This is a genomic window from Pseudomonas sp. MWU12-2345 (assembly GCF_023242385.1).
GTDB lineage: Bacteria > Pseudomonadota > Gammaproteobacteria > Pseudomonadales > Pseudomonadaceae > Aquipseudomonas > Aquipseudomonas gingeri_D.
On the sequence record NZ_JALLJA010000001.1, the window covers coordinates 549,759 to 576,466 of the forward strand.

A 26,708-nucleotide genomic window follows, 5' to 3' on the forward strand; every position below is an offset into this window, starting at 1 on the left:
CATGGTACGTACCACAGTACGAAATCGTAGGAGAGAACATGGCTCGCGGCGGCGTAAACAAGGCAGTGGTGCAAACGGCACGCTTGGCGATCCTCGCCCGCGGCGAGCACCCGAGCATCGATGCGGTACGTATCGAAATGGGCAATACCGGGTCCAAAACCACCATCCATCGCTATCTCAAGGAGCTGGATGACGGTGATCTGCGCCGTGTGGCGCCCATGGAGTCAGTCGACGAAGAGCTGGGCGAACTGGTTTCGCGTCTGGCACAACGCCTCCAGGAACAGGCTCGGGAACCTGTCGAGCAGGCCCGGGCACAACTGGCGGCGGAAAAAGCCGAATGGCAGGCACAATTGGCCGAGATGGCCCGGCAGATGGAGCAACAGCAGCGCCAGTTCGAGATCCAGGCCGTGGCCCTGGCCGATGAGTCGCGCAACCTGCAAACCACCCGCTCGATGCTGCAGACCGAACAGACCCGCAACGCCGGGCTGAGCCAGGCCTGTAGCGATTACGAATTGCGCCTCAAGGACAAGGACCAGCAGATCCGCTCGCTGGAGGACAAGCATCTGCACGCCCGCGAAGCACTGGAGCACTTCCGCAGTGCAGCCAGCGATCAGCGCGACCAGGAACAGCGCCGACATGAGACGCAGATCCAACAGGTACAGATGGAGCTACGCCAGGCCCAGCAAAGTGCGCTGGTGCGCCAGGACGAGATCACTCAACTGAATCGTGACAATGAGCGGCTGCTGGCCGAGAGCCGGGGAACCGCGAAGGCCCTCAAGCTGGCGCAGGAGCAGTTGGATAAAGAGCAGCAGCGCACGGAGCGGCAGCTTCAACAGGCGCAAACGCTGGAGAATGCCGGCACCCTGCTTCAGGAACGCCTGCGGGTGGCCTTGGCGGAAAGTGAGTCGCTAAAGCTTGAACTGACGGATCAGCAGGGACGAAGCCAAGCGCTTGAACGCAAGCTGGCTGAATCCGAAACCGCACTGAAAGAGCTTCACGCCCCCCTGTAGCCCGACTGGCGATACGGCCTCAACAAGAAGCCGTATCCTCGCGAATCTATACGGATTCACCCCCTCATCCCCCCGCAAATCCCCACTCCCCTATCTCGATCGGCGGTTTCGCCGACCTGCGACATTCTGCCCCAGTGCAAAAAAGTACCGAACGAAGTGTCGTCAAGGATTTGTCAGGACGGCGTTTGAAGGCTGTAATCAATGCCAGATTCTTCCTGGACACCGGAAGACACAACAACAATAAACTGACCTTCAGCGCCTCCGTGCGTAATGAAGAGGAGTGTTCGATGAAAGCCATTGCCACCGCACTGCTTGTCACCACCGGTCTCACCCTCAGCGGCGTCAGTCTTGCCGCCCAGACCCTGACCATCGCCACCGTCAACAACAGCGACATGATTCGCATGCAGAAGCTGTCGAAAACCTTCGAAGCCGAGCACCCGGACATCAAGCTCAACTGGGTGGTCCTGGAAGAAAACGTCCTGCGCCAACGCCTGACCACCGATATCGCCACCCAGGGCGGCCAGTTCGACGTGCTGACCATCGGCATGTACGAAGCTGCACTCTGGGGCGCCAAAGGCTGGCTGGAACCGATGAACAACCTGCCCGCCGCCTACGATATCGATGACGTATTCCCGTCGGTACGTGACGGTCTTTCCGTCAAGGGCACCCTGTTCGCCCTGCCGTTCTACGCCGAAAGCTCCATGACCTACTACCGCACCGACCTGTTCAAGGACGCCGGCCTGACCATGCCCGAGCGCCCGACCTGGGAACAGATCGGCGAGTTCGCCGGCAAGCTCAACCACCCCGACAAGGAGCAATACGGTATCTGCCTGCGGGGCAAGGCCGGCTGGGGCGAGAACATGGCCCTGATCACCACCGTCGCCAATGCCTACGGCGCGCGCTGGTTCGATGAGAAGTGGCAGCCGGAATTCAACGGCCCGGAGTGGAAGAACGCCCTGAACTTCTACGTCGACACCATGAAAAAAGCCGGCCCGCCGGGCGCTTCGAGTAACGGTTTCAACGAAAACCTGGCGCTGTTCAACAGCGGCAAGTGCGCCATGTGGGTCGACGCCAGCGTGGCCGGTTCCTTCGTCACCGACAAGACCCAGAGCAAGGTCGCCGACCACGTCGGCTTTACCTACGCGCCGCATCAGGTCACCGAGAAAGGCTCGGCCTGGCTCTACTCCTGGGCCCTGGCGATCCCGACCAGTTCCAAGGCCAAGGACGCGGCGAAAGTCTTCAGCAGCTGGGCCACCTCCAAGGAGTACGGCGCGCTGGTGGCCAAGGAAGACGGCATTGCCAACGTACCGCCAGGCACTCGCGCCTCGACCTACAGCGATGCCTACATGAAGGCCGCGCCGTTCGCCAAGATCACCCTGGAATCCCTCAAGGCCGCCAACCCGAAAGACCCGAGCGCCAAGCCCGTGCCTTATGTCGGGATCCAACTGGTGACCATTCCCGAGTTCCAGGCCATCGGCACCCAGGTCGGCAAGCAGTTCTCCGCCGCACTGACCGGCCAGACCACCGTCGACAAGGCCCTGGCCGATGCCCAGACCTTCACCGAACGCGAAATGAAACGCGCGGGTTATCCGAAGTAACCCCATTCAGGGACAACACACCGTCCCTGTAGGAGCAGAGCTTGCTCGCGAAGCTTTTGACGGCCTCAAAGCCGTCATCGCCAGCAAGCCCGTCCTCCCGAACCCGCGCAATACCTGTTCGCTATTTGCCTTCCATTGGTTCTGATCACCATGAATACCTCCACTGCCAAAGCCCATATGGATATACCCCAGCCGCTGCGCAAAAGCCGTTTGCGCAACCCCGGCTGGTTTCTGGTCTCACCATCAGTCGGCCTGTTGCTGCTGTGGATGATCGTGCCCCTGGGCATGACCGTTTACTTTTCGCTGATCCGCTACAACCTGCTCTATCCGGGCGAGAACCAGTTTGTCGGCCTGGAAAACTACACCTACTTCCTGACCGACTCGGGCTTTCTCCCGGGCGCCACCAACACCCTGCTCCTGGTGGGCAGCGTGCTGCTGATCAGCGTGGTGTTCGGCGTGCTGATCTCGGCGCTGCTGGAAGCCAGTGAGTTCTTCGGCCGCGGCATTGTCCGGGTCCTGTTGATTTCGCCCTTCTTCATCATGCCCACCGTCGGTGCGCTGATCTGGAAAAACCTGATTTTCCACCCGGTCTCGGGGATTCTCGCCGCGCTGTGGCGAGTGTTCGGCGCACAGCCGGTGGACTGGCTGGCCCATTACCCGCTGCTGTCGATCATCATCATCGTCTCCTGGCAGTGGCTGCCCTTCGCCATCCTGATCCTGATGACCGCCATGCAGTCCCTCGACCAGGAACAGAAAGAAGCCGCGCGCCTCGACGGAGCAGGTCCCGTGGCGATCTTCTGGCACCTGACCCTGCCGCACCTGGCCCGGCCGATTGCCGTGGTGGTGATGATCGAAACCATCTTCCTGCTCTCGGTGTTCGCGGAAATTTTCACCACCACCAACGGTGGTCCGGGCTACGCCTCGACCAACCTGGCCTACCTGATCTACAACCAGGCCCTGGTGCAGTTCGATGTCGGCATGGCTTCGGCCGGCGGCCTGATCGCCGTGGTCATCGCCAATATCGCCGCGATCATCCTGGTCCGGATGATCGGCAAAAACCTGACAGACAAGCCTTGAGGCCCGCGCCATGACCCTCACACTCAAACAATCCCGGCGCCTGCAAAGCGTTCTGCTCGGCACCCTGGCCTGGGCCATCGCGATCCTGATCTTCTTCCCGATCTTCTGGATGGTGCTGACCAGCTTCAAGACCGAGATCGACGCGTTCGCCACGCCGCCGCAGTTCTTCTTCACCCCGACGCTGGAGAACTACCTGCATATCCAGGAGCGCAGCGACTACTTCCACTTCGCCTGGAACTCGGTGGTGATCTCCTTCAGCGCCACCTTGCTGTGCATGCTGATCGCGGTGCCGGCGGCCTACTCCATGGCGTTCTATGAAACCCAAAGGACCAAACGCACCCTGCTGTGGATGCTCTCTACCAAGATGCTACCGCCGGTGGGCGTGCTGATGCCGATCTACCTGCTGGCCAAATCCTTCGGCCTGTTGGACACGCGCCTGGCGCTGATCGTGATCTACACCCTGATCAACCTGCCGATCGTGGTCTGGATGATTTACACCTACTTCAAGGACATCCCCAAGGACATCCTCGAGGCCGCTCGCCTCGACGGCGCGACCCTGTGGCAGGAAATGGTCCGGGTGCTGCTGCCGATCAGCAAGGGCGGGCTGGCCTCGACCCTGCTGCTGTCGCTGATCCTGTGCTGGAACGAGGCTTTCTGGTCATTGAACCTGACCTCCTCCCAGGCCGCGCCGCTGACCGCATTGATCGCCTCCTACTCAAGCCCCGAAGGTTTGTTCTGGGCCAAATTATCGGCCGTTTCGACCCTGGCCTGTGCGCCGATCCTGATCTTCGGCTGGATCAGCCAGAAGCAATTGGTGCGCGGTTTGTCCTTCGGCGCTGTGAAATAAATACTTAAAAGGAGCCTCACCATGGCCAACCTGAAAATCAAGAATCTGCAAAAGGGCTTCGAAGGCCTGTCCATCATCAAGGGCATCGACCTGCAAGTGAACGACCGCGAGTTCGTGGTCTTCGTCGGCCCGTCGGGCTGCGGTAAATCGACCCTGCTACGACTGATCGCGGGTCTCGAGGAGGTCACCTCCGGCACCATCGAGCTGGACGGTCGCGATATCACCGAAGTCAGCCCGGCCAAGCGCGACCTGGCGATGGTCTTCCAGACCTACGCCCTGTACCCGCATATGAGCGTACGCAAGAACATGTCCTTCGCCCTCGACCTGGCCGGCGAGGCCAAGACCGAGGTGGAACGCAAGGTCAATGAAGCCGCGCGGATCCTGGAGCTCGGCCCGCTGCTGGAGCGCAAACCCAAGCAACTCTCCGGCGGCCAGCGCCAGCGCGTCGCCATCGGCCGCGCCATTGTGCGCAACCCGAAGATTTTCCTGTTCGACGAACCGCTGTCCAACCTCGACGCCGCCCTGCGGGTACAGATGCGCCTGGAACTGGCGCGCCTGCACAAAGAGTTGCAGGCCACCATGATCTACGTGACCCACGACCAGGTCGAAGCCATGACCCTGGCCGACAAGGTGGTGGTGCTCAATGCCGGGCGCGTCGAGCAGGTCGGTTCGCCCCTGGAGCTCTATCACGCACCGGCCAACCTGTTTGTCGCCGGCTTCCTCGGCACGCCGAAAATGGGCTTTCTCAAGGGCAAGGTCAGTCGCCTCGACGGCCAGGGCTGTGAAGTCGAACTGGAGGCCGGCACCCGCATCAGCCTGCCGCTGAGCGACCCCGGCCTCAGCGTCGGCAGCCCGGTGACCCTGGGGATTCGCCCGGAGCACCTGGAACTCGCCAAGCCCGGCGACTGCACCTTGCAGGTCACCGCCGATGTCGGCGAGCGCCTGGGCAGCGACACCTTCTGCCATGTGCGCACCGCCTCCGGCGAAGCCCTGACCATGCGTATCCGCGGGGACATGGCCAGCCAGTACGGGGAAACCCTCAAGCTGCACCTGGACAGCAGCCACTGCCATTTATTCGATGCCAACGGTGTAGCGGTCGCCCGTCCGTTGCGCGCTGCCGCCTGATTGCCGAGAGCCTTAGCCATGAAACTGAACAAGCAGAATCTGCATCGACTGGCCCCTGAAGTGCGCCTGCCCCTCTACAACCTGGCCGATACCCGCCAGGGCATCGTCCATATCGGCGTCGGCGGTTTCCATCGCGCCCACCAGGCGTACTACACCGATGCCCTGATGAACACCGGCGAGGGCCTGGACTGGGCCATCTGCGGGGCCGGCCTGCGCAGCGAAGACCGCCGCGCCCGGGATGACCTGGCCGGGCAGGACTACCTCTTTACCTTGTTTGAGCTGGGCGACAGCGACGACACCGAAGTCCGGGTGATCGGCGCCATCAGCGATATGCTGCTGGCCGAGGACGACCGCCAGGCGCTGATCGACAAGCTGGCCTCGGCAGAGATCCGCATCGTTTCGCTGACCATCACCGAAGGTGGTTACTGCATCGACGACAGCAACGGCGAGTTCATGACGCACCTGCCGCAGATCCAGCACGACCTCAGCCACCCCGAGGCGCCGCAGACCGTCTTCGGCTTTCTCTGCGCGGCCCTGGCCAAGCGCCGGGCCGCCGGTATCCCGGCCTTCACCCTGATGTCCTGCGACAACCTGCCCCACAACGGCGCGGTGGCCCGCAAGGCCCTGCTGGCTTTCGCCGCCTTGCGCGACGCCGACCTGCATGACTGGATCGCCACCCATGTGAGCTTTCCCAATGCCATGGTCGATCGCATCACGCCGATGACCAGCACCGCCCACCGCCTGCAACTGCACGACGAACACGCCGTCGACGACGCCTGGCCGGTAGTTTGCGAACCTTTTGTGCAATGGGTGCTGGAAGACAAGTTCGTCAACGGCCGCCCGGCCTGGGAAAAGGTCGGCGTGCAGTTCACCGGCGACGTCACGCCCTATGAAGAGATGAAGATCAAGCTGCTCAACGGCAGCCACCTGGCCCTGACCTACCTGGGTTTCCTCAAGGGTTACCGGTTTGTCCACGAGACCATGAACGACCCGCTGTTCGTCAAGTACATGCGTGTCTACATGGACCTGGATGTCACCCCGCAGCTGGCGCCGGTGCCGGGTATCGACCTGACCGAGTACAAGGACACCCTGGTGCAGCGCTTCTCCAACCAGGCGATTGCCGACCAGTTGGAGCGGGTCTGCTCCGATGGCTCGTCGAAGTTTCCCAAATTCACCATCCCGACCATCAACCGGCTGATCGCCGACGGTCGCGAGACCGAGCGCGCGGCGCTGGTTGTGGCGGCCTGGGCCCTGTACCTCAAGGGTGTCGATGAAAACGGCACGACCTACAGCATTCCGGACCCACGGGCCGAGTTCTGCCAGGCACTGGTGGCGGATGACACCTTGATCGTGCAGCGGCTGTTCGCTGTCGAGGAGATTTTCGGCACCGCGATTCCCCAGTCCGCCGAGTTTATCGCCGCTTTCGAACGCTGCTTCAACAGCTTGCGGGAAGTGGGCGTGAGCAAGACGCTGGAGCGTTTGTTGGCCAAGATTACGGCCTAGAGATCGAAACATGAACCTGTGGGAGCGGAGCTTGCCCGCGAAGCTTTTGGCGGTCTCACGGACGCCTTCGCGAGCAAGCTCAGCTCCCACAACGATGCAGTGATCCAGTTCCAACTCCGGGCACCGTCATGAATCAGAAACTCTATCTCGGTATCGATTGCGGTACCCAAGGCACCAAGGCCATCGTCCTCGACAGCGTCAGCGGTCAGGTGCTGGGCCAGGGCTCGGCACCTCATACGATGATCAGCGGCGCCAACGGTCGCCGCGAACAGGACACCGGGCAATGGCTGGACGCTTTCGTCCAATCCACCCGGCAAGCACTGGCCGCGGCCAGCGTCGACGGCCAGGCAATCCTCGCTATCGGCGTCTCCGGCCAGCAACACGGCCTGGTCCTGCTCGATGAACAAGGCCAGGTCCTGCGCCCGGCCAAGCTCTGGTGCGACACCGAAACCACCCCGGAAAACCAGCGTCTTCTGGAACAGCTGGGAGGCGAACAGGGTTCACTCGAACGCCTAGGCCTGGTCATCGCGCCCGGTTATACCGTGTCCAAGTTGCTCTGGACCCAAGAGCAGCACCCGCACCTGTTCGCCCGGATCGCCCATATACTGCTGCCCCACGACTACCTCAACTACTGGCTTACCGGCCGTAGCTGCGCGGAATACGGCGACGCCTCGGGCAGCGGCTATTTCGATGTGCGCAAGCGCTGCTGGGACCTGCCGCTGCTGCACGAGATCGACCCCAGCGGGCGCCTGCAAGCGGCCTTGCCGGAGCTGATCGAAGCCCATCAGCCGGTGGGCCGGATCCTTCCCGAGATCGCCGGGCTGCTGGGCATCAACCCCAACGCCCTGGTCTCCAGCGGTGGTGGCGACAACATGATGGGCGCCATCGGCACCGGCAATATCCAGGCCGGGATCATCACCATGAGCCTGGGCTCGTCCGGTACGGTCTATGCCTATGCCGACCAACCGCTGATCAGCCCCCACGCCTCGGTCGCGGCCTTCTGCTCCTCCAGCGGCGGCTGGCTGCCGCTGATCTGCACCATGAACCTGACCAACGCCACCGGTGCCGTGCGTGAGCTGTTCAATCTCGGGCTCGACGACTTCAATGCCCGGGTCGAGCAAGCCCCGATCGGCGCCGAAGGGGTCAGCATGCTGCCGTTTCTCAACGGCGAACGGGTCCCCGCCCTGCCACAGGCCACGGGCAGCCTGTCAGGCCTGACCCTGACCAACCTGACCCAGGCCAATCTCTGTCGCGCGGTGGTCGAGGGCACCACCTTCGGCCTGCGTTACGGATTGGACCTGCTACGCGAAGCCGGCCTGCGGAGCCACGGCATCCGCCTGACCGGTGGCGGTTCGAAAAGTCCGGTGTGGCGGCAGATGGTCGCCGATATCATGGACACCCCGGTGGTCTGCACCCGCCAGAGCGAAGCCGCGGCCCTCGGTGCGGCGATCCAGGCGGCCTGGTGCGAGTCCGCCGGCGTGCAAAATCTGGCCGAACTGTGCGAACGTTGCGTCAGTCTCGATCTGACGAGCGAAACCCGGCCAATCGCGGCCAACGTCGCCGCCTACCAACCCGTTTATCAGCACTACCGCCAACAGGTAGCGGCCCTTCAAGAGTGAGTACCCATGTATCTGGTCTGTGGTGAAGCGCTGTTCGATTTTTTTAGTGAGCCTGATGCGAGCGGGCAAACCTCGAAAGTGAATTTCAAGGCGATTGCCGGCGGTTCGCCGTTCAACGTCGCGGTCGGCCTGCGCCGTCTGGGGGTCGATGCGGCATTGTTTGCCGGGCTGTCCACCGACTACCTCGGGCGCCGCCTGCAGCAAGTCCTGCAGGAAGAAGGTGTACGCGCGGATTACCTGCTGGACTTCGACGCCCCCACCACCCTGGCGATGGTCGCCGTGGGCGCCGACGGCTCGCCCCATTACAGTTTCCGTGGTGAAGGCTGCGCCGACCGGCAGTTGCTACCGGGCCACCTGCCGAAACTCGGCGACGAGGTGCGTGGGTTGCATATCGGCTCGTTCTCCCTGGTGGTGCAACCGATTGCCGACACCCTGCTGACCCTGGTACGCCGGGAAAGCGGGCGCCGGCTGATCACCCTTGATCCCAATGTCAGGCTCAACCCGGAACCGAATATCGAACTGTGGCGCCAACGTATCGCGGCCCTGGCCGAACATGCCGACATGATCAAGGTCAGCGACGAGGACCTGGGCCTGCTCTATCCGGATCGCGACCCGCAGAGCATCGCCCAGGAATGGCTGGCCCAGCGCTGCCAACTGGTGTTCCTGACCCGTGGCACCCAGGGCGCCAGCGTCTACAGTCGCCGGCATGGTCACTGGTCGGTGCCGGCCCGTGAAGTCATCACCGCCGACACCGTCGGTGCCGGCGATACCTTCCAGGCGGCCCTGATCGCCTGGTTGACCGAGCAGCAGTTGGACTCGGTGCAAGGTCTGGAACGCCTGGACAAGCCCCAGATCGACGCGATGCTGAACTTCGCCGTCAGCGCCGCGGCCATTACCTGCAGCCGCACCGGACCGGACCTGCCCTATCGCCATCAGGTGGTGTAACAATGCCCCTGCCCAAGACTGCCGCCCTCGTGACCAGCAATAACGGGGGCTGCCGAAACCTGTCAGTCACGTCGGGACAAAGCATTCCAATCCGGCAACAGATTCAACCGCGCGGAGAGTTGCCATCCTCCACCAACCCCCAATCCTTGGCGTCCAGCTCCTTCGCCGCGACCGGCGGCGCGGGAGGCGTCTTCTGCACGGTGAGGGCCGCGGTATCCTGATGCAGTTTCAGGCGCAGGCGCAGGTTGTTCACCGAATCGGCGTTCTTCAGCGCCTCTTCCTCGTCGATCGCCCCCTCCACCACCAGCTCGAACAGCGCCGTATCGAAGGTACGCATGCCGATCAGCTCGGACTTCTCCATGATGCCCTTGAGCTCGGAGAACTCGTTGCGCTTGATAAAATCACGCACCGTCGGCGTGCCCAGCATCACTTCCACCGCCGCCCGGCGCTTGCCGTCAAGGGTCGCGACCAGACGCTGTGAAACGAAGGCCTTGAGGTTGTTGCCCAGGTCGTTGAGCAACTGCGGCCTGCGGTCTTCCGGGAAGAAGTTGATGATGCGGTCCAGCGCCTGGTTGGCGTTGTTGGCGTGCAGGGTGGAGATCGCCAGGTGCCCGGTATCGGCGAAGGCCAGGGCGTGTTCCATGGTTTCGCGGTCGCGGATCTCGCCGATCAGGATCACATCCGGGGCCTGGCGCAGGGTGTTTTTCAGCGCCGCGTGGAAACTGCGGGTGTCGACCCCGACTTCGCGCTGGTTGATGATCGACTTCTTGTGCCGATGGATATACTCCACCGGGTCTTCGATGGTGATGATATGGCCACTGCTGTGGCGGTTGCGGTAATCGATCAACGCCGCCAGCGACGTCGACTTGCCCGAACCGGTGGCGCCGACGAACAGCACCAACCCGCGTTTTTCCATGATGGTATCGAGCAGGATCGGCGGCAGCTTGAGGTCTTCGAAACGAGGGATTTCCAGCTTGATATTGCGCGCGACGATGGACACTTCGTTGCGTTGCTTGAAGATATTGATCCGGAAACGGCCGACACCCGGCAAGGACAGCGCCAGGTTCATTTCCAGTTCGCGCTCGAACTGCAGGCGTTGTTCGGCGTCCATGATACCGTCGGCAATGGCCGCCACTTCCCCGAGTTTCAGCGATTCACCGCCCAGCGGCTTGAGCACGCCGTTGAATTTGGCGCAGGGCGGCGCACCGGTGGACAGGTACAGGTCCGAACCGTCCTGGGCGGCCAGGGTTTTCAGCAGTGCGTGGATATCCATGGCAAAGGTGTCCGCAATACAGTCAAAAAGAGGTTTAGCGATTAAGCTTGTGTCATTTCAATGTGACGAATGTCTACAGCTTGGCGGGATAATAAGCCGCGGCGCAACCCAAAGCTTCACCTTCAAGGCAGGTTTATGAACGGATCTCAAGGCGACACCGCCACCCGACTCGGTACCTGGGACTGGGATATCGACCAGGATCTTTTTGTCGCCGATGCCCACTTCGCCCAATTGCACGGAGTCGACCCGGCGCTGGCCAGCCAGACGCCCATCAATGTCTACTTGGACAGTGTGCACCCTGAGGACCGTGCCCTGGTGGCCCACGGCATCAAGCAGTGCCTGGAGCAGCACACCGAGCACGCTGAAGAATACCGGGTATTGCAGGCCGACGGCCAGGTGCGCTGGGTCTTTGCCCGGGGCCGCTGCCACCTCGGCCCCCATGGTCGGGCACAGCGCTTTGTCGGTGCCGCGCTGGATATCACCGAACACAAACGCACCGAAGAGGCCCTGCGCAATCTCAACGAGACCCTGGAAGAGCGCGTCGCCCAGCGCACCCGGGCGCTGGCCGAGTCCAACCAGCGCTTGCAGAACGAGATGTTCGAGCGCGAGCGGGCCGAAGAAGCCTTGCGTCATGCGCAGAAAATGGAAGCGGTGGGACAACTCACCGGCGGCATCGCCCATGACTTCAACAATATGCTCACCGGCATCATCGGCAGCCTGGATCTGATGCAACGTTACATCGCCGCCGGACGTAGCGACGAAATCGGCCGTTTTGCCGACGCCGCCGTGAGCTCGGCGCAACGGGCCGCGGCCCTCACCCACCGGCTGCTGGCGTTTTCCCGGCGGCAATCGCTGGACCGCAAACGTATCGACCCCAACCAACTGGTGCGCTCGCTGGAAGAGCTGTTCAGTCGTACCAAAGGGGCCCATATCACCCTGAAAGTCGAGTTGGGCCAGGACGTGTGGCCGGTCAACACCGACACCGGGCAACTGGAAAGCGCCCTGCTCAACCTGGTGATCAATGCCCGCGACGCCATGCCCGACGGCGGCGAGCTGCGCGTCGTGACCAGCAACAGCTACCTCGACGGCGGCGATATCAGCACCCTGGAACCGGTCAAGGCCGGTGACTATGTGATGATCGGCGTCAGCGACAACGGCACCGGCATGAGCCCGTTGATCCTGGCCAAGGCGTTCGACCCGTTCTTCACCACCAAACCCATCGGCCAGGGTACGGGCCTGGGTTTGTCGATGATCTATGGCTTTGCCCAGCAGTCCGGCGGTCACGTCACCCTGGAAAGCGAGCCGGGCAAAGGCACCTGCGTACGCTTGTACCTGCCGCGCTATCACGCGCCGCAAACCGAGACGCCGCGACCGGCGCTGCAACCCGCGGAATCGCCGCTGGCCGAGGTCGACGAGTCGGTGATGGTGGTGGAGGATGATCCGGCGGTACGGATGCTGGTGCTCAATGTCCTCGACGAGCTGGGTTATACCGTGCACCCGGCGGCGGACGCGCGGACCGCCTTGCCGCTGCTGGAGTCGAGCCTGCGCATCGACCTGCTGGTGACCGATGTCGGCCTGCCGGGGATGAACGGCCGGCAACTGGCGGAAGTCGCCCGCCAGCACCGGCCGGGGCTCAAGGTGCTGTTCATGACCGGTTATGCGGAGAAGGCTGCCGAGCGCCAGGGTTTTCTTGAACCGGGCATGGATCTGATCGCCAAGCCTTTTACCCTGGATGCACTGGCAAACCGAGTGCGCGACATGATCGGGCAAACGTCCTGATCTTCGGGCATAATCCTGCGCCCGCCGCATGCCCCAAGGTTTCAAGGTAACGAATCGATGAAAGCCCAAGCCCGTCATATCCTGGTCAAGACCGCCGAGGAAGCCGAACAACTCAGGCTACGTATCGTCAAGGGCGAAGCCTTTGATGTGCTGGCCAAGAAGTACTCCACCTGCCCGTCCGGCAAGCGCGGCGGCGACCTGGGTGAAGTCCGTCCGGGGCAGATGGTCGGGGCTATCGACCAGGTGATTTTCAAGAAGCCGCTACGTACCGTGCATGGACCGATCAAGAGCAAGTTCGGGTATCACCTGGTGCAGGTTTTCTATCGCGATTGAACCGGGGGACCGCGTTATCGTTCTTCGCGGCGGTGCGGCGATCCGACAAGCCCTGCTCCTACAGCACTGCGTCGATCACAAACTTTGTGTACGACACCAACCTGTAGGAGCAGGGCTTGCCCGCGAAGAGGCCCGCAAGAACACTGTATTTTCCCGATCAGTCTCGCGGAATCAGCGCCCCACGCACCTGAATCACCCGACTCGCCAGCCGATGCCCGGCCAAGGCCGCCTCCTGTGGATCACCGCCCGTCAGGCGACTGGCCAGATACGCCGCACTGAACGAATCCCCCGCCGCCGTGGTATCGACCACCGTCTCGACCTTCTGCGACGGCACCTCGAACGCCGCGCCCTCGCAGTGAATCAGACAACTCTCCGCTCCCCGCTTGATCACCACTTCCGGGATGCCGATATCTTCATAGGCACGGAACACCGCCTCGCCATCGGCATAGTCGAACAGCGCCTGCTCGTCCTCCAGGGTCAACAAGGCCAGGTCGACATAGGGCAATACCGAGCGATACGCCTCGCGCGCCTGCTCGACATCCGCCCAGAGACGCGGCCGATAGTTGTTGTCGAAAACCACCCGGGTATCGCCCCGACGGGCCTCTTGCAGCACGGCAATCAGCTTTTTCCGCCCGAGCTCGCCCAGCACCGCCAGGGTGATACCGCTGAAATACAGCACGTCGTAATCCGGCAAAGCCGCCAGCACCGGGGCCGCTGTCGGCGCGGTGAAGCAGTCGCGCACGGCCGCTTCGTTGCGCCAGTAGAGAAAGCGTCGCTCGCCCTTGGCGTCGGTCTGGATGCAATACAACCCGGGCAAGCGCCCCGGCAGGCGTTGCACCAGGTCCAGGCCGATGCCTTCCTCGCGCCAGATCCGGCACATGCTGTCGCTGAAGCTGTCATCGCCCAGGGCGGTAACATAGTCCACCGAAGCCCGTCCGCCCAGTTCGCGGGACAGGTAGACGGCGGTGTTCAGGGTGTCGCCGCCGAAGCTCTGGTGCAGGCTGCCATCGGTGTGTTGTTGCAGTTCGATCATGCATTCGCCGATCAGGGCGATGCGCGGTGGGGGCAGGTTCAGGGTGGTCATTCGGAAAGTCTCGTGGTGTCAGGGCGGGCCTCTTCGCGGGCAAGCTCCGCTCCCACATTAAATCCAGGTTGAGCCGCAATGTTGCGAACAACCGAAAACCTGTGGGAGCAGGGCTTGCCCGCGAAAGCAATATCCGCTTAGAAACAGGTCTCGAAGGTTTCAATAACGCTCATCTGCTCATCGACAATGCAGCCGACCCGCCACTTGTCGAAGGTCAGGCACGGATGCGAAGTACCAAACGAGACGATATCCCCGACCTTCAGCTCACAACCCGGCGCCACCGTCATGAACGCATGCTGGTCCATCACCGCCGTGACCTTGCAGGCGCTGAGATCCTCGCCCACCGCCGGCAACACCCCCGGCTGATAACGCAGCAACGGCACCGGCAACCCGGCATCGAACGCCACATCGCGCTTGCCCAGGGCGATCACCGCAAACCCCGGCTCTGGCATCGATTGCACATGGGCCCAGACCTCCAGCGCCGGACGCAAGCCTCCGCTCAGATCACCCCGGCGATGCAGCACGCAGCACTGGGCATCCTTGTAGATGCCATGGTCGTGGGCAACATAACTGCCCGGGCGCAATACACTGAGAAAACGCCCATCGGCGTCCTGGGCCTCGAACTCCTCGGCGATCAGGTCATACCAGGCCGACCCCGAGGCGGTGATGATCGGCTTGCCGATATCAAACGCGCCGCTGTTCTGCAGGTCCACCGCCAGCCGCACCAGGGAACCGGCGAAAGCCCGGATCCCGCTCTCGGCCTGATCGCCGTGAATCACCCCTTCGTAACCTTCGATACCGGTCAGGGCCAGTGCCGGCTGGGCCTTGATCGCCCGGGCCAGGTCCAGCACCTCCTGTTCGCTGCGGCAACCGCAACGACCGCCGACCACGCCATACTCGATCATCACGTTCAAACGCAGGCCGCGTTCGGCGAAGAAAGCCCCCAGGGCCGCAACGTTGTCCGGGTGATCGACCATGCAGTAAAACTCGAACTGGGCATCGGCCAACAACTCGGCGATCAGCGCCATGTTCGGCGCGCCCACCAGTTGGTTGGCCATCAGCACCCGGCGGACACCCGCCGCGTAGGCGGCACGGGTCTGCACGGCGGTCGCCAGGGTGATGCCCCAGGCCCCGGCGGCCAGTTGCCGAGCGAACAGCGCCGGGACCATGCTGGTCTTGCCATGGGGCGCCAGTTCGGCACCGCTACGGCTGACGAAGTTCTGCATCCAGCGGATATTGTGCTCCAGGGCGTCGCGGTGGAGCACCAGCGCCGGCAGGCTGACATCGCTCACCAGTTGCGCGCCGACGTTGGCGGCGCCTTTTTCCACGGCGGCGAAGTTCAAGGCAGTAGACATTCCAAACTCCTTATCGGCGGCGCCCTTGGCGGCCGCGCTAGTCGTTGATGCGACGGGCCAGGTTGTTCGCGCTCTCGATCAGCACCCGGCGATAGTCGTTGTAGTTGGTCTTGGCATCGGCCCTTGGGGCAACGATGCACAGGGTCGCGATGCAAATACCCCGCTCGTCCTTGACGGGCGCGGCGAAGCAATGAGTAAAGGTGTCGGCGACGCTGTCGAAGGAAAAGAACCCGTCGATCCCGGCCTGGCGGATTTCCTTGAGGAACACCTCCAGCGGCAGGCGCTGGCCGTCCGGCAGGATAAAGTCATCGTGGTCGATCAGGTCGATGATCTGCTGGTCGCTCAGGTGCGCCAGCAGCAGGCGCCCGGAAGCGGTCCAGGGGATCGGCGCGTTTTCGCCGATATCCGAGGAAATCCGGAAATGCCGCTCCCCCTCCTTCATCAGCGCCACGGTGTACTTGCGCCCGTTGAGCAGGCACATCTGCGCGGTTTCCCGGGTCTGGCTGACGATTTCCTGCAAGGCGTGGTCGGCCTCGCGGGTCAGGTCGAAGTGCCGCAGGTGCGCCTGGCCGAGAAAATACAGCTGGCGGCCCAGGTAGACATGGCCCTCCTTGCCGACCGACTCGAGGATGCGCCGCTCCAGCAGTGATGCCACCAGCTCGTAGACCGTGGATTTGGGGCTGCCGATACCGCTGGCAATGTCGTTGGGACGCAGCGGCTGGCCGACCTCCTTGAGGTAATCGAGGATATCGAACGCCCGGTCCAGCCCTTTGGCCCGGCGCTTGATGGTGTCTTCGGTCATGTCAGTGCCATCCCATTGGAAAAATTGCCGGGGAGTTTACCCATTCATCACTTCTTCTTGTACGCGATGCAATCGATCTCGACCTTGCAGTCGACCATCATATTCGCCTGGACACAGGCCCGCGCCGGAGCGTGCTCGGGCGTGAAGTACTCGGAAAACACCTTGTTGAAGCTCCAGAAATCCCGCGGATCTTCCAGCCAGACACCGGCGCGGACCACATCTTCCAGGCCATAACCGGCCTCTTCGAGAATCGCGATCAGGTTCTTCATGGTCTGGTGAGTCTGCTCGACGATACCACCAACAATGATTTCGCCATCCAGCGCCGGTACCTGGCCGGACACATGCAACCAACCGTCGGCTTCGACGGCCCGGGCGAAAGGACGCGGCTGACCGCCACCCGCGGTGCTGCCGGTGCCATAACGAGTAATGCTCATACTGTTCTCCTTGAATAAAAAATTAAAAGCGGGTGTTTTTCAGAAATTCCGCGAGACGCGGCGACTGCGGGCGCTCGAACAGTTCTTTGGGTGGCCCCTGTTCTTCAATACGCCCCTGGTTCATGAACACGATCTTGTCCGAGACCTCAAAGGCAAAGCGCATCTCGTGGGTGACCAGCAACATGGTCATGCCCTCTTCCGCCAGGCCCTTGATCACCGCCAGCACCTCACCCACCAGCTCCGGGTCGAGGGCCGAAGTCACTTCGTCGAACAGCATCAGGCTGGGGTTCATCGCAATGGCCCGGGCAATCGCCACCCGCTGCTGCTGGCCGCCGGACAACTGCCCCGGAAAGTGATTACGCCGCTCCAGCAGGCCGACCCGCTCCAGCCACTTCTCCGCCAGCGCGACGGCCTGGTCCTTGGGTAGCTTCTTGACCTTGAGCAGGCCCAGGGTCACGTTCTGCAAGGCCGTCAAGTGCGGAAACAGGTTGAACTGCTGGAACGCCATGCCGGTCATGGCCCGGTGCTGGGCAATGACTTTTTCCGGGTGACGGACACGCTTGCCGTTCACTTCGCTGTAGCCGATGGACTCGCCGTCCAGGGTGATCTGGCCGCCCTGGAACTCTTCCAGCAGGTTTACGCAGCGCAGCAGCGTGGTCTTGCCCGAGCCGCTGGAGCCGATCAGCGTGACCACGTTGCCGCGCTGCATGTCCAGGTCGACGCCCTTGAGCACTTCGAGCTTGCCGTATTGTTTGTGCAGCCCGCGAATGCTGAGCAGTGCTTGGGAATCAGTCGTCATGGCAAGGCCACCCGCTTTTCAATATGCCGACCGAGCAACTCGATCGAGTAGTTGATGATGAAGAACAAGAAACCGGCGAACAGATAGAACTCCAGGGTCATGAAGGTCCGGGCGATCACCTGCTGGGTGCTGAGCAGCAGCTCGGCGACACCGATCACCGAAAGCAGGGTCGAAGCCTTGACGATCTCGGTGGACGAGTTGACCCAGGTCGGCAGGATCTGCCGCAGCGCCTGGGGTAGCAGCACATAGCCGAGGGCCTGGTGGAAGGTCAGGCCGATGGCCTTGCTCGCTTCCATCTGCCCGCGGGGGATGGCCTGCATCGAGCCGCGCACGATCTCCGCCACGTGGGAACCACAGAACAGCGTCAGGCCCAGGGCACCGGCCTGGAAGGCGCTGATCTGCCAGCCCAGGGCCGGGGCCATGTAGAAGCAGGCGAGGACCAGAACGAACACCGGGGTGCCGCGGATCAGGTCGACATACAGACGAAACGGCGCGCGCATCCAGAACTTGCCGTAGGTCAGCACCAGCCCGGCGACAATGCCGATCAGGGTGCCGCAGACAATCGCCAGGAGCGAGACCGCGACACTGGTCTGGAATCCCTCCCAGAGGGTTTCCCGGGCGATCCACAACTCATGCCACCAACTTTGCGATTCGTACATGAGTGCCTCCTATCGGCGGATCGCCAGACGCTGCTCGAGGTAACGCAGCATCAGGGCAATGAGGTAACAGGCGACCACATAGAGCGCCGTGGTGACCATCCAGGTTTCGATCACCCGGTAGCTTTCCACGTTGATCTTGCGGGCGTGATAGGTCAGCTCCGGCACGGCGATGGCCGCCGCCAGGGAGGTGTCCTTGAACAGGGAAATAAAGTTGTTGGACAGCGCTGGCAGCACGTTGCGCAACATCACCGGCACGGTGACATAGGCCCGCACCTGCCATTCGCCGAGGCCGATGGCCAGCCCGGCTTCGCGCTGGCCCTTGGGAATGCTCAGCAGGCCGGCGCGGAACACCTCGGTCAGGTAGGCCCCGGCATACAGCGACAGCGTGACGATAAACGAGGGAATCTTGTCCAGCCGGATGCCCAGGCTCGGCATGGCGAAGTAGATCAACAGGATCAACACCAGGATCGGCGTATTACGGATCACCGTCACATACACCGAGGCCAGTGCCCGCAATGCGCGATGCTTGCTGAGCAAGGCAAACGCCATCATCAGGCCGATCACACAACCGATGGCGATGGACACCAGGGCCAGTTCCAGGCCCAGGCCCAGTCCCGCCAGCAAGGTGTCGAAATCGCGCCAGACGGCGGCAAAGTTCAACTGATAGTTCATGGTTCGCAGTACCTTCGACGGGGCGCCGAGTGCGGCGCCCTGCCCTTAACGGATCACTTGAATTCGACAGGGAAACCGATTTCCGGCGAAGGAAGATCGACGCCGAACCATTTCTTGAAGGAGGCTGCGTAGGTGGGGAACTCGACGCCGGTCATGGCCTCATGCAGCGCGGTGTTGACGAAGTTCAGCCAGTCCTGGTCGCCGCGCTTGACCGCGCAGGCATAGGTCTGTGGGCTCCAGGCAAAGGCCGGGCTGCGATACATGCCAGGTTTCTGCACCATCAGGTACTTGACCGAGGACTGGTCGGTGGCGGCGGCATCGGCGCGACCGGTGCTCATGGCCTGGTACATCAGGTCAACGCTGTCGTACTGGTCGACCTTGGCCTTGGGCAATGCCTGGTGCACCAGTTCCTCGGCGTAGACGTTCTGCAGCACGGCCACGGTAACGCCGTCGCCGGCGGCACGCAGGCTGTCGATTTCCTTGTACTTGCTATTGGCCGGCAGCAGCAGCGCGACACCCTCGCGGTAGTACGGCAGGGTGAAAGCAACCTGCTGGGCACGGCTCGCGGTGACGGTGATGAACTGGCAACTGATATCGACCTTGTCGGTCAGCAGGTTGGGAATCCGCGCATCGGAAGACTGCACCACGTATTCGACTTTGCTGGCGTCGTTGAACAGCCCCTTGGCGATCATGCCGCCGATATCGATATCGAACCCCTGCAACTTGCCGTCGGCGCCCTGGAAGTGCCACGGCGCGTTGGTGCTGCCGGTGCCTACAATCAAGTGACCGCGTTTGAGCACGCTATCGAGCTTGCTGTCCGCCGCTTGCGCAGCAACCGCCGCCGAAGCCGCCAGAAGAAAAACACAGGCTTTAAACAAGGAAAGTCCACGCTGCATGACGTTGCACTCCGATGATGTGTATTCCGCTATAACGGAATCTAGTATGTAACAACGGAATAGACAGCAGAATCTGTGCCAGCAGATTCAGCGCACTGCAATCGAGGCTATAAACTCAATAAAAATCAATGAGATAAAATTTTCCGAAAAAGCAATGTCACAGGCGGTAGCACAGCATGGTGCTACGGAAGGCTACGAGGGTGTGGGTGTGAAGGCCCCAAGGCGGTGCGGGGGTGGGTGATTTGGGGGCGGCCTTTGGCAGTTCCGTTAGCAAGCTAATAGAAAGCCCAGCACTTAATTCCGCGTTAATCCTGCAGACGGAAAGTGAAATTGACCGCGCTCGCGCAGGCTTGCCCTGACGCCCTCCGCGGCATACCCCGCGCCACTCGTGGTGCCGGGGTGAACGCTCAAGCCGCTCAGGAGAAACACCATGAAACTACGAACCCTGTTGGTGATGGGTGCCCTGGCCCTCTCGACCTTCGCCGGCCTGGCCCAGGCCGACACCTCCAGCACCAGACAACCCGTGCCTTATCACTACGGCATGCCCCTGAACATCGCCAAGGTCACCTCGATGACCGAGCAACCGAGCCAGGACTGCAAAGTGGTTACCGCCGATATGAAGTTCATCGACACTGCCGGCAAGCCCGAGAACGTCAGCTACCTCAAGCTGTCGGACGCCTGTAACTTCAATAACTGATTCCGCCTGCAAAGGTGGCCTTGAAGACGCCACAAGCTTCGCGGGCAAGCCCTGCTCCTACAGTGCGACGTCGAATACAAAGCTTGTGTCCGACATAGGCCTGTAGGAGCAGGGCTTGCCCGCGAACCGCTGCAAACGGCCATTCACCATAGACTGCGGCGCCAGGCAATCGCTTCCGCAGACATGCCCGGCCCACGGAGTCGCGTCAACTCCTGCTCTGACATAGGGCACGACCGCTGGACAGCAATCACTTGCTGCATACACGGCATTCCCTCTTCTACCCCTCTCGTTCAGACACCATTCAGCAATTGGTAATCAAAACTGTTTAGTAATGAGTATCATTATGTTACAAATTACCATCTTCTCTAACAGTGGTGCGTTGCCGAATGCTGGTTCCCTTCCTGATCATGCTGCGCGAAGGCATTGAAGCCGCGCTTATCGTTGGCATTATCGCCAGTTACCTCAAGCAGACCGGCCGGGGTCAGTGGATGCCGGCGGTGTGGATCGGCGTGTTTCTCGCCGCCGCCCTTGCCCTGCTGGTCGGTGGTGGCCTGGAGCTGGTCAGTGCCGAGTTCCCGCAGAAACAGCAGGAACTCTTCGAAGGCCTGGTCGGGCTGGTCGCCGTCGGCATCCTCAGTTCGATGGTGTTCTGGATGCGCAAGGTCGCCCGCTCCATCAAGCACGCGCTGCACGAATCCCTCGACCAGGCACTCGCCGGTTCCAAACATCAGGTCTGGGCGCTGATTGCCATGGTGTTTTTCGCCGTGGCCCGCGAGGGCCTGGAAACCGTGTTCTTCCTGCTGGCGGTGTTCCAGCAGAGTGACGGTCCGGGCGCGCCCATCGGCGCCCTGCTCGGCCTGATCCTGGCGATTTTCATCGGTTTCGCCATCTACAGCGGCAGCATGCGCCTGAACCTGGGTCTGTTCTTCCGCTGGACCGGCCTGTTCATCCTGGTGGTCGCCGCCGGCATCCTCGCCAATTCGGTCCAGGCCCTGCATGAAGCCGGCCTGTGGAACCACCTGCAAACCGTGGTCTTCGATATCAGCGCCACGCTGCCGATGGACGGCCCGGCGGGCTCGGTCCTGGCCGGCATGTTCGGTTACCAGGATGCGCCGACGGTCAGCGTCCTCGGCGCCTACCTGCTGTACCTGGCGTTCACCCTGGTGCTGTTCTTCCTGCCGAGCACGGCACCGGCACCCAAGCACACTTCTTCCGTTCCCAACCAGTAAGGTTACCCATGTCCAACCCTGCAACTGGCAAACCGCCCCAGGCCCTGCGCTGGGCGGTAGCCGGCTCGGTGATCGTGATGATCGCGGCCGGTGGACTGTTCTATTACGCCTCGCAACTGGCCGCGAGCAAACGCCAGGCCCATCACAACGAAATCACCGTGACCATCCAGGCCCACGGCTGCGAGCCAAATGCCCTGAGCGTGCCGGCTGGGCAGAACAGCTTCCGCATCCTCAACAGTTCGCAACGCGCGGTCGAGTGGGAGATCCTCGACGGCGTACTGGTGCTCGAGGAGCGCGAGAACATCGCCCCGGGCCTGAGCCAGGTGATCAATGCCAACCTGCAACCCGGCGACTACGCCATTACCTGCGGCCTGCTGAGCAATCCGCGCGGCACCCTGCACGTCACGCCTACGGCGGCTTCCGAGGCCGCGGCCAAGGCGCGTCCGTCAATGACCGCCTTTATCGGGCCGTTGTCGGAGTTCCGCGTCTACCTGAGCAGCCAGGGCAACGCACTGATCAAGGCCGTCGATGCACTGGAACAGGCGATTGCCGCCGGTGACCTGACCCAGGCCCAGGTGCTCTATGCCCCGGCCCGTGCCGCCTATCAGCGCCTGGCCCCGGCCGCCCAGCGGCTCGCCGAACTGGATAACGCGATCAATGCCCGCGCCGACTATTACGAAAAACGCGAGCAGGACCCCGGCTTCGGCGGCTTCCACCGTATCGAGTACGGCCTGTTCCAGCAACGCAGCGTCGACGGCCTGGTGCCGGTCGCCCAGCACCTGCAAGCCGATGTCGCCAACCTCAAGCAGCAACTGCTGGCCCAATCGCTGCCGCCGGAACAACTGGTCAGCATCGTCGTGCGCAGCCTGCGCAGCATGGCCGATACCCGCGCCAGCGGCGGCGAAGAAGAGCGCTACAGCCACGTCGACCTGGACGGCTTCGCCGCCAACCTGCAAGCCGCACAAAAGGTCATCGACCTGATGCGACCGCTGCTGCTCAAGTCGTCCGGCGAGCTATTGGTGAAGATCGACAGCGCCGCCACGGCCCTCGACGCCGAATTCAACGGACTGCGCAACGCCGACGGCTATGTCACCTACGACACCGTAAGTGCCGCGCAACGCCAGCAGATCAGCAACAAGGCCAAGGACCTGGCCGATGCACTCGATGGAATCGATCCCGCCCTCAGCCTTTCCGGCCTGTAACCAAGCAGACGATACGAACATGAGCGACTCAGAACACAACAACGCCAAATTCTCCGCCCAACGCCGTCGCGTCCTGCTGGGCATGGGGGTGGCCGGTGCCGCCCTCGCCGGCAGCGCCCTGAGCTGCCCGGCCATGGCCGCCGGCCAGGCGCAAGCCCAGGTCACCGAAGCCCCGAGCAGCGACAAGACCGAGGACCGCCACGACTTCCACGGCAAGCACCAGACCGGGATCGTCACCCCGCGCCCGGCCGCCGGCATGATCGTCTCCTTCGACGTCCTGGCCAGCGACAGCGAGGAACTCGAACGCCTGTTCCGCACCCTGAACAAGCGCATCGCGTTCCTCATGAGCGGCGGCCCGGTGAAACAGGTCGATGAAAAACTGCCGCCCCTGGATTCCGGGATTCTCGGCCCGGTGGTCACCCCGGACAACCTGACCATCACCGTCGCGGTGGGCGAGTCGCTGTTCGACGAGCGTTACGGCCTGGCCGGCGTCAAGCCCAAGCACCTGATCCGCATGGTCGGCTTCCCCAACGACGCGCTGCAAGCGGAACTGTGCCACGGCGACCTGAGCATCCAGTTCTGCTCGAACACCCCGGACACCAACATTCACGCCCTGCGCGATATCGTCAAGAACACCCCGGACCTGCTGCTGGTGCGCTGGAAACAGGAAGGCACGGTACCGGCCCAGGCACCGCTCAAGGCCGGCGAACCGGCCCAGAGCGCACGCAACTTCCTCGGTTTCCGTGACGGTTCGGCCAACCCGGACTCCAACGATGGCAGCGCCATGGACCGTATCGTCTGGGTCCAGCCCGGGGCCAACGAACCCGCCTGGGCCGTGGCCGGCAGCTACCAGGCGGTGCGGATCATCCGCAACCTGGTGGAGCGCTGGGACCGCACGCCGTTGCAGGAACAGCAAAGCATCATCGGCCGGGTCAAGGCGACAGGCGCGCCCATGGGCGGCCAGAAGGAAAGCGATATCCCCGACTACAGCAAGGACCCGGAAGGCAAGCTGACCAAGCTCGATGCGCATATCCGCCTGGCCAACCCGCGCACCACCGAAACCCAACGCAACCTGATCCTGCGTCGCCCATTCAACTACTCCAATGGCGTGAGCAAGAACGGCCAGCTGGAAATGGGCCTGCTGTTCATCTGCTACCAGGCGGACCTGGCGCAAGGCTTTATCGCCGTACAAACCCGGCTCAACGGCGAGCCCCTGGAGGAATACCTCAAGCCTATCGGCGGCGGTTATTTCTTCACCTTGCCGGGGGTCACGGGCGATCAGGACTTTATCGGTCGCTCACTGCTTTCAGCTGCAAAACAAAAAACCACCGCTTAATCCTTAACTCACCAGGAAACGCCCCATGAAGAAGTCGCCTCTTGCTTTGTTGTTGGCCCTTGGCTTGCTCCACACGCCGCTTTCGGCTTTCGCGGCCACCGCGCCGCTGGATCTGGTGGGCCCGGTGTCCGACTACAAGATCTATGTGACCGCGGAGATCGATGATCTGGTCAGCAAGACCCAGCAGTTCACCGACGCGGTGAAAAAAGGCGACCTGGCCACCGCCAAGAAGCTCTACGCACCGACTCGCGTGCACTACGAGAAGATCGAGCCGATCGCCGAGCTGTTCAATGACCTGGACGGCGCCATCGACTCCCGCGTCAACGACCATGAAAAAGGCGTGAAGGCTGAAGACTTCACCGGCTTCCACCGCATCGAATACAGCCTGTTCTCGGAAAACACCACCGACGGCCTGGGCGCCCTGGCCGACGGCCTGAACAAGGACGTCAAGGACCTGCAGACCCGCGTTGCCGGCCTGACCTTCCCTCCTGAGAAAGTCGTCGGCGGTGCCGCCGCGCTGCTGGAAGAAGTCGCCGCAACCAAGATCTCCGGTGAAGAAGACCGTTACAGCCACACCGACCTGTATGACTTCCAGGGCAACATCGACGGCGCGAAGAAAATCGTCGACCTGTTCCGGCCGCAGATCGAGAAGCAGGACAAGGCTTTCGCCGCCAAGGTGGACAAGAACTTCGCCGCCGTGGACAAGATCCTGGCCAAGTACAAGACCAAGGATGGCGGTTTCGAAACCTATGACAAGGTCAAGGATGCCGACCGCAAGGCCCTGGTGGGTCCGGTCACGACCCTGGCTGAAGACCTGTCCACCCTGCGTGGCAAGCTGGGCCTGAACTGAGGCCGGTGGTTATCCCGGGGGATTGCGATCGCCCGGGATGACCTCATCCGCGCTTTACAACATCCGATACAACAACCGCTCGATCCGCACCCGACTGACCCGCCGCAGGAACTTGCCCACCGCTTCCGGATAGTCCACCAGGGTTTCCAGGCTCTTGAAGCTGTCGATCCGCTGGGTGTTTTCCATGATCAGCGCCAACTCCTCGGCCCGCACCTCGCACAACTCGCGACGTGGATCGTCGATCAGCAAGGCATTCTCCAGATCCAGCCGGAACGCCCGTGGATTGAGGTTGTTCCCCGTCAGCAAGGTATAACGCTCGTCGACCCACATGCCCTTGAGGTGATAGGTGTTGTCACCGTCACGCCACAGGTGCAGGTTCAACTGCCCGCTGTCGATCACCGGCTGGTGACGCTTGGCGAAACGCCGCAGGCTGATCTCGTAGAGATAGGGCAAGGCGGCGATCACCTTGAACGGCTGGCTCGGCGGGATATAGAAGTCGTTGGCGGTCTTGTCGCCGACGATGATATCGATCTTCACCCCACGCTCCAGGGCCCGGTTGATTTCCCGGGTCACCGCCAGCGGCATGTTGAAATAGGGCGTGCAGATAGTCAGTTGCTGCTGGCTGGAGGCGATCAGTTCGCAGACCAGGCGGTTCAGCGTATTGTTCTTGCCCAGGCCCATCACCGGGCTGACCGACAGGCCGAAGGTCGGCTCACTGCCGGCCGTGGTGTCGTAGCCGGCTTTCTTCAAGCGGCTGCGCAAATCGCCGATGTCGCCGCGCAGGCTGCGGGTCGTCGGCAGTTCCGGCACATCGAGACGGCGCACCGCCCGGGAGGCCAGCAGCTCGTTGCGTATCAGCCCCTGCATCGAGTCGGCCAGCGCGGCGTTTTGCAGCACGTGGTAACGGTCGAAGCGGTATTTGTCGAACTTGTGCAGATAGACGTTGTTCAGGCTGGCGCCGCTGTAGATCACGCAGTCGTCGATCACGAAACCCTTGAGGTGGAGCACGCCGAACAGTTCGCGGGTCTGCACCGGCACCCCGTAGATCGGCACTTCAGTGGTGTGGTCGCGGGTTTGCGCCTGGTACCAGGCGCTGTTGCCCGGCTGCTTGCCGGCACCGATCAAACCGCGCTGGGCCCGTAGCCAGTCGACCACGACGACAATCTCCAGCTGCGGATGGGCCGACTTGGCCGCATGCAGGGCATCGAGGATTTCCTGGCCGGCTTCGTCTTCCTGCAGGTACAACGCCACCAGCGTGATGCGCTGCCGGGCACCGGCGATCTTCTCCAGCAGGCAACGCCGGAACTCGGCGGCCGAAGGGAGGATGGTCAAGGCCTCGGCAGCCAGCGGGAAGCTGCGCAGTTTGGGCAACAGGGAGCGTTTGAAGAGCGACGGCATAGGGCTCGCTAGGGTCGAATGCGAAGGATCGCTGAGTCTACACCATGCGCCGCTCTCGGACGCGCCTTCGAAGAGGGCTTTGCTGCCAACCTGGAGTCGTTCCCCGATGCGCCCCCTGCCCGTCCTCCTGTCACCCGCCATGGATTTATTTGAAAAAGACGATTGACCATGGAGAACGATCGTTCT

At 62.4% G+C, this 26,708-nt stretch carries 25 protein-coding genes; 15 read left to right on the forward strand and 10 right to left on the reverse strand.

All coding sequences use genetic code 11. From position 1 onward, the window contains the following. Window positions 1-38: 38 nt before the first annotated feature. From M5C71_RS02415 to M5C71_RS02450, 8 genes are all read left to right on the forward strand, one after another. Complete coding sequence (locus tag M5C71_RS02415) at window positions 39-1,010, forward strand: DNA-binding protein (protein WP_248767115.1); 972 nt, start codon at window positions 39-41, stop codon at window positions 1,008-1,010. Window positions 1,011-1,297: 287 nt separating this feature from the next. After that, window positions 1,298-2,608, forward strand: coding sequence for a sugar ABC transporter substrate-binding protein (locus M5C71_RS02420; RefSeq protein ID WP_103495653.1), 1,311 nt, complete (start codon window positions 1,298-1,300; stop codon window positions 2,606-2,608). Between the two features lie 177 nt (window positions 2,609-2,785). Further along, window positions 2,786-3,685, forward strand: coding sequence for a sugar ABC transporter permease (locus M5C71_RS02425; protein ID WP_248746557.1), 900 nt, complete (start codon window positions 2,786-2,788; stop codon window positions 3,683-3,685). Between the two features lie 10 nt (window positions 3,686-3,695). Continuing rightward, a complete protein-coding gene (locus M5C71_RS02430; RefSeq protein WP_100941163.1) occupies window positions 3,696-4,532 on the forward strand; it encodes a carbohydrate ABC transporter permease in 837 nt (278 codons plus the stop codon). 21 nt (window positions 4,533-4,553) lie between these two features. After that, entirely contained in the window at window positions 4,554-5,657 is a 1,104-nt protein-coding gene (ugpC, locus tag M5C71_RS02435) for a sn-glycerol-3-phosphate ABC transporter ATP-binding protein UgpC (RefSeq protein WP_103495647.1), read from the forward strand. 18 nt (window positions 5,658-5,675) lie between these two features. Next, complete coding sequence (locus M5C71_RS02440) at window positions 5,676-7,160, forward strand: mannitol dehydrogenase family protein (protein WP_248767116.1); 1,485 nt, start codon at window positions 5,676-5,678, stop codon at window positions 7,158-7,160. A 128-nt stretch (window positions 7,161-7,288) separates the two neighbouring features. Further along, window positions 7,289-8,779 carry a xylulokinase gene (xylB, locus tag M5C71_RS02445; RefSeq protein ID WP_248767117.1) on the forward strand — a complete coding sequence of 497 codons (1,491 nt, stop codon included), beginning with the start codon at window positions 7,289-7,291 and terminating at the stop codon, window positions 8,777-8,779. Between the two features lie 6 nt (window positions 8,780-8,785). Further along, complete coding sequence (locus M5C71_RS02450; RefSeq protein ID WP_248746496.1) at window positions 8,786-9,724, forward strand: carbohydrate kinase; 939 nt, start codon at window positions 8,786-8,788, stop codon at window positions 9,722-9,724. 103 nt (window positions 9,725-9,827) lie between these two features. Here the strand turns inward: M5C71_RS02450 and M5C71_RS02455 are convergent, their stop codons facing one another. Beyond that, window positions 9,828-10,997, reverse strand: coding sequence for a PilT/PilU family type 4a pilus ATPase (locus tag M5C71_RS02455; RefSeq protein WP_103495651.1), 1,170 nt, complete (start codon window positions 10,995-10,997; stop codon window positions 9,828-9,830). Between the two features lie 135 nt (window positions 10,998-11,132). Here M5C71_RS02455 and M5C71_RS02460 point away from each other — a divergent pair, with 135 nt between their 5' ends. Continuing rightward, window positions 11,133-12,776: an ATP-binding protein gene (locus tag M5C71_RS02460; protein ID WP_248767118.1), complete on the forward strand. Its 1,644-nt coding sequence runs from the start codon at window positions 11,133-11,135 to the stop codon at window positions 12,774-12,776. A gap of 57 nt (window positions 12,777-12,833) precedes the next feature. Then, window positions 12,834-13,109: a peptidylprolyl isomerase gene (locus M5C71_RS02465; RefSeq protein WP_103499111.1), complete on the forward strand. Its 276-nt coding sequence runs from the start codon at window positions 12,834-12,836 to the stop codon at window positions 13,107-13,109. Window positions 13,110-13,266: 157 nt separating this feature from the next. Here M5C71_RS02465 and M5C71_RS02470 read toward each other — a convergent pair whose 3' ends face one another. The 8 genes from M5C71_RS02470 to M5C71_RS02505 form a co-directional block, all read right to left on the reverse strand. Then, the gene (locus M5C71_RS02470) at window positions 13,267-14,193 is read right to left on the reverse strand and encodes a sugar kinase (RefSeq protein ID WP_248767119.1); all 927 of its coding nucleotides are present in this window, start codon (window positions 14,191-14,193) and stop codon (window positions 13,267-13,269) included. A gap of 137 nt (window positions 14,194-14,330) precedes the next feature. After that, window positions 14,331-15,548, reverse strand: coding sequence for an amino acid deaminase (locus M5C71_RS02475; protein ID WP_103499109.1), 1,218 nt, complete (start codon window positions 15,546-15,548; stop codon window positions 14,331-14,333). Window positions 15,549-15,585: 37 nt separating this feature from the next. Continuing rightward, the gene (locus M5C71_RS02480) at window positions 15,586-16,350 is read right to left on the reverse strand and encodes an IclR family transcriptional regulator (RefSeq protein WP_100941154.1); all 765 of its coding nucleotides are present in this window, start codon (window positions 16,348-16,350) and stop codon (window positions 15,586-15,588) included. A 47-nt stretch (window positions 16,351-16,397) separates the two neighbouring features. Then, complete coding sequence (locus M5C71_RS02485) at window positions 16,398-16,784, reverse strand: RidA family protein (RefSeq protein ID WP_103499108.1); 387 nt, start codon at window positions 16,782-16,784, stop codon at window positions 16,398-16,400. Window positions 16,785-16,806: 22 nt separating this feature from the next. Further along, entirely contained in the window at window positions 16,807-17,583 is a 777-nt protein-coding gene (locus tag M5C71_RS02490; RefSeq protein ID WP_100941152.1) for an amino acid ABC transporter ATP-binding protein, read from the reverse strand. Next, complete coding sequence (locus tag M5C71_RS02495) at window positions 17,580-18,242, reverse strand: amino acid ABC transporter permease (RefSeq protein WP_100941151.1); 663 nt, start codon at window positions 18,240-18,242, stop codon at window positions 17,580-17,582. The genes M5C71_RS02490 and M5C71_RS02495 overlap by 4 nt, the downstream gene beginning before the upstream one ends. A 9-nt stretch (window positions 18,243-18,251) precedes the next feature. Beyond that, complete coding sequence (locus M5C71_RS02500; RefSeq protein ID WP_152738858.1) at window positions 18,252-18,914, reverse strand: amino acid ABC transporter permease; 663 nt, start codon at window positions 18,912-18,914, stop codon at window positions 18,252-18,254. A gap of 53 nt (window positions 18,915-18,967) precedes the next feature. Then, window positions 18,968-19,810 (reverse strand): transporter substrate-binding domain-containing protein, encoded by an 843-nt coding sequence (locus M5C71_RS02505; protein ID WP_103499106.1) that lies wholly within the window; start codon window positions 19,808-19,810, stop codon window positions 18,968-18,970. Window positions 19,811-20,240: 430 nt separating this feature from the next. Here M5C71_RS02505 and M5C71_RS02510 point away from each other — a divergent pair, with 430 nt between their 5' ends. The 5 genes from M5C71_RS02510 (at window position 20,241) to efeO (M5C71_RS02530) (ending at window position 25,124) form a co-directional block, all read left to right on the forward strand. Next, window positions 20,241-20,507, forward strand: coding sequence for a DUF2790 domain-containing protein (locus M5C71_RS02510; RefSeq protein WP_152738854.1), 267 nt, complete (start codon window positions 20,241-20,243; stop codon window positions 20,505-20,507). Window positions 20,508-20,893: 386 nt separating this feature from the next. After that, window positions 20,894-21,736, forward strand: coding sequence for an iron uptake transporter permease EfeU (gene efeU, locus M5C71_RS02515; protein ID WP_103499104.1), 843 nt, complete (start codon window positions 20,894-20,896; stop codon window positions 21,734-21,736). A gap of 8 nt (window positions 21,737-21,744) precedes the next feature. Then, complete coding sequence (efeO, locus tag M5C71_RS02520) at window positions 21,745-22,938, forward strand: iron uptake system protein EfeO (protein WP_248767120.1); 1,194 nt, start codon at window positions 21,745-21,747, stop codon at window positions 22,936-22,938. 19 nt (window positions 22,939-22,957) lie between these two features. Next, window positions 22,958-24,274 (forward strand): iron uptake transporter deferrochelatase/peroxidase subunit, encoded by a 1,317-nt coding sequence (gene efeB / locus M5C71_RS02525; protein WP_248767121.1) that lies wholly within the window; start codon window positions 22,958-22,960, stop codon window positions 24,272-24,274. A 25-nt stretch (window positions 24,275-24,299) separates the two neighbouring features. Next, the gene (gene efeO / locus M5C71_RS02530; RefSeq protein ID WP_103499102.1) at window positions 24,300-25,124 is read left to right on the forward strand and encodes an iron uptake system protein EfeO; all 825 of its coding nucleotides are present in this window, start codon (window positions 24,300-24,302) and stop codon (window positions 25,122-25,124) included. A gap of 54 nt (window positions 25,125-25,178) precedes the next feature. Here efeO (M5C71_RS02530) and pssA read toward each other — a convergent pair whose 3' ends face one another. Continuing rightward, window positions 25,179-26,522: a CDP-diacylglycerol--serine O-phosphatidyltransferase gene (gene pssA, locus M5C71_RS02535; RefSeq protein ID WP_248767122.1), complete on the reverse strand. Its 1,344-nt coding sequence runs from the start codon at window positions 26,520-26,522 to the stop codon at window positions 25,179-25,181. Window positions 26,523-26,708: the final 186 nt, after the last annotated feature.

Excerpts from the sequence above, each read along its gene's own strand:
- M5C71_RS02415 (WP_248767115.1), top strand. The coding sequence starts at position 39 with ATGGCTCGCGGCGGCGTAAACAAGGCAGTGGTGCAAACGGCACGCTTG.
- M5C71_RS02420 (WP_103495653.1), top strand. The coding sequence starts at position 1,298 with ATGAAAGCCATTGCCACCGCACTGCTTGTCACCACCGGTCTCACCCTC.
- M5C71_RS02425 (WP_248746557.1), top strand. The coding sequence starts at position 2,786 with ATGGATATACCCCAGCCGCTGCGCAAAAGCCGTTTGCGCAACCCCGGC.
- M5C71_RS02430 (WP_100941163.1), top strand. The coding sequence starts at position 3,696 with ATGACCCTCACACTCAAACAATCCCGGCGCCTGCAAAGCGTTCTGCTC.
- ugpC (WP_103495647.1), top strand. The coding sequence starts at position 4,554 with ATGGCCAACCTGAAAATCAAGAATCTGCAAAAGGGCTTCGAAGGCCTG.
- M5C71_RS02440 (WP_248767116.1), top strand. The coding sequence starts at position 5,676 with ATGAAACTGAACAAGCAGAATCTGCATCGACTGGCCCCTGAAGTGCGC.
- xylB (WP_248767117.1), top strand. The coding sequence starts at position 7,289 with ATGAATCAGAAACTCTATCTCGGTATCGATTGCGGTACCCAAGGCACC.
- M5C71_RS02450 (WP_248746496.1), top strand. The coding sequence starts at position 8,786 with ATGTATCTGGTCTGTGGTGAAGCGCTGTTCGATTTTTTTAGTGAGCCT.
- M5C71_RS02455 (WP_103495651.1), bottom strand. The coding sequence starts at position 10,997 with ATGGATATCCACGCACTGCTGAAAACCCTGGCCGCCCAGGACGGTTCG.
- M5C71_RS02460 (WP_248767118.1), top strand. The coding sequence starts at position 11,133 with ATGAACGGATCTCAAGGCGACACCGCCACCCGACTCGGTACCTGGGAC.
- M5C71_RS02465 (WP_103499111.1), top strand. The coding sequence starts at position 12,834 with ATGAAAGCCCAAGCCCGTCATATCCTGGTCAAGACCGCCGAGGAAGCC.
- M5C71_RS02470 (WP_248767119.1), bottom strand. The coding sequence starts at position 14,193 with ATGACCACCCTGAACCTGCCCCCACCGCGCATCGCCCTGATCGGCGAA.
- M5C71_RS02475 (WP_103499109.1), bottom strand. The coding sequence starts at position 15,548 with ATGTCTACTGCCTTGAACTTCGCCGCCGTGGAAAAAGGCGCCGCCAAC.
- M5C71_RS02480 (WP_100941154.1), bottom strand. The coding sequence starts at position 16,350 with ATGACCGAAGACACCATCAAGCGCCGGGCCAAAGGGCTGGACCGGGCG.
- M5C71_RS02485 (WP_103499108.1), bottom strand. The coding sequence starts at position 16,784 with ATGAGCATTACTCGTTATGGCACCGGCAGCACCGCGGGTGGCGGTCAG.
- M5C71_RS02490 (WP_100941152.1), bottom strand. The coding sequence starts at position 17,583 with ATGACGACTGATTCCCAAGCACTGCTCAGCATTCGCGGGCTGCACAAA.
- M5C71_RS02495 (WP_100941151.1), bottom strand. The coding sequence starts at position 18,242 with ATGTACGAATCGCAAAGTTGGTGGCATGAGTTGTGGATCGCCCGGGAA.
- M5C71_RS02500 (WP_152738858.1), bottom strand. The coding sequence starts at position 18,914 with ATGAACTATCAGTTGAACTTTGCCGCCGTCTGGCGCGATTTCGACACC.
- M5C71_RS02505 (WP_103499106.1), bottom strand. The coding sequence starts at position 19,810 with ATGCAGCGTGGACTTTCCTTGTTTAAAGCCTGTGTTTTTCTTCTGGCG.
- M5C71_RS02510 (WP_152738854.1), top strand. The coding sequence starts at position 20,241 with ATGAAACTACGAACCCTGTTGGTGATGGGTGCCCTGGCCCTCTCGACC.
- efeU (WP_103499104.1), top strand. The coding sequence starts at position 20,894 with ATGCTGGTTCCCTTCCTGATCATGCTGCGCGAAGGCATTGAAGCCGCG.
- efeO (WP_248767120.1), top strand. The coding sequence starts at position 21,745 with ATGTCCAACCCTGCAACTGGCAAACCGCCCCAGGCCCTGCGCTGGGCG.
- efeB (WP_248767121.1), top strand. The coding sequence starts at position 22,958 with ATGAGCGACTCAGAACACAACAACGCCAAATTCTCCGCCCAACGCCGT.
- efeO (WP_103499102.1), top strand. The coding sequence starts at position 24,300 with ATGAAGAAGTCGCCTCTTGCTTTGTTGTTGGCCCTTGGCTTGCTCCAC.
- pssA (WP_248767122.1), bottom strand. The coding sequence starts at position 26,522 with ATGCCGTCGCTCTTCAAACGCTCCCTGTTGCCCAAACTGCGCAGCTTC.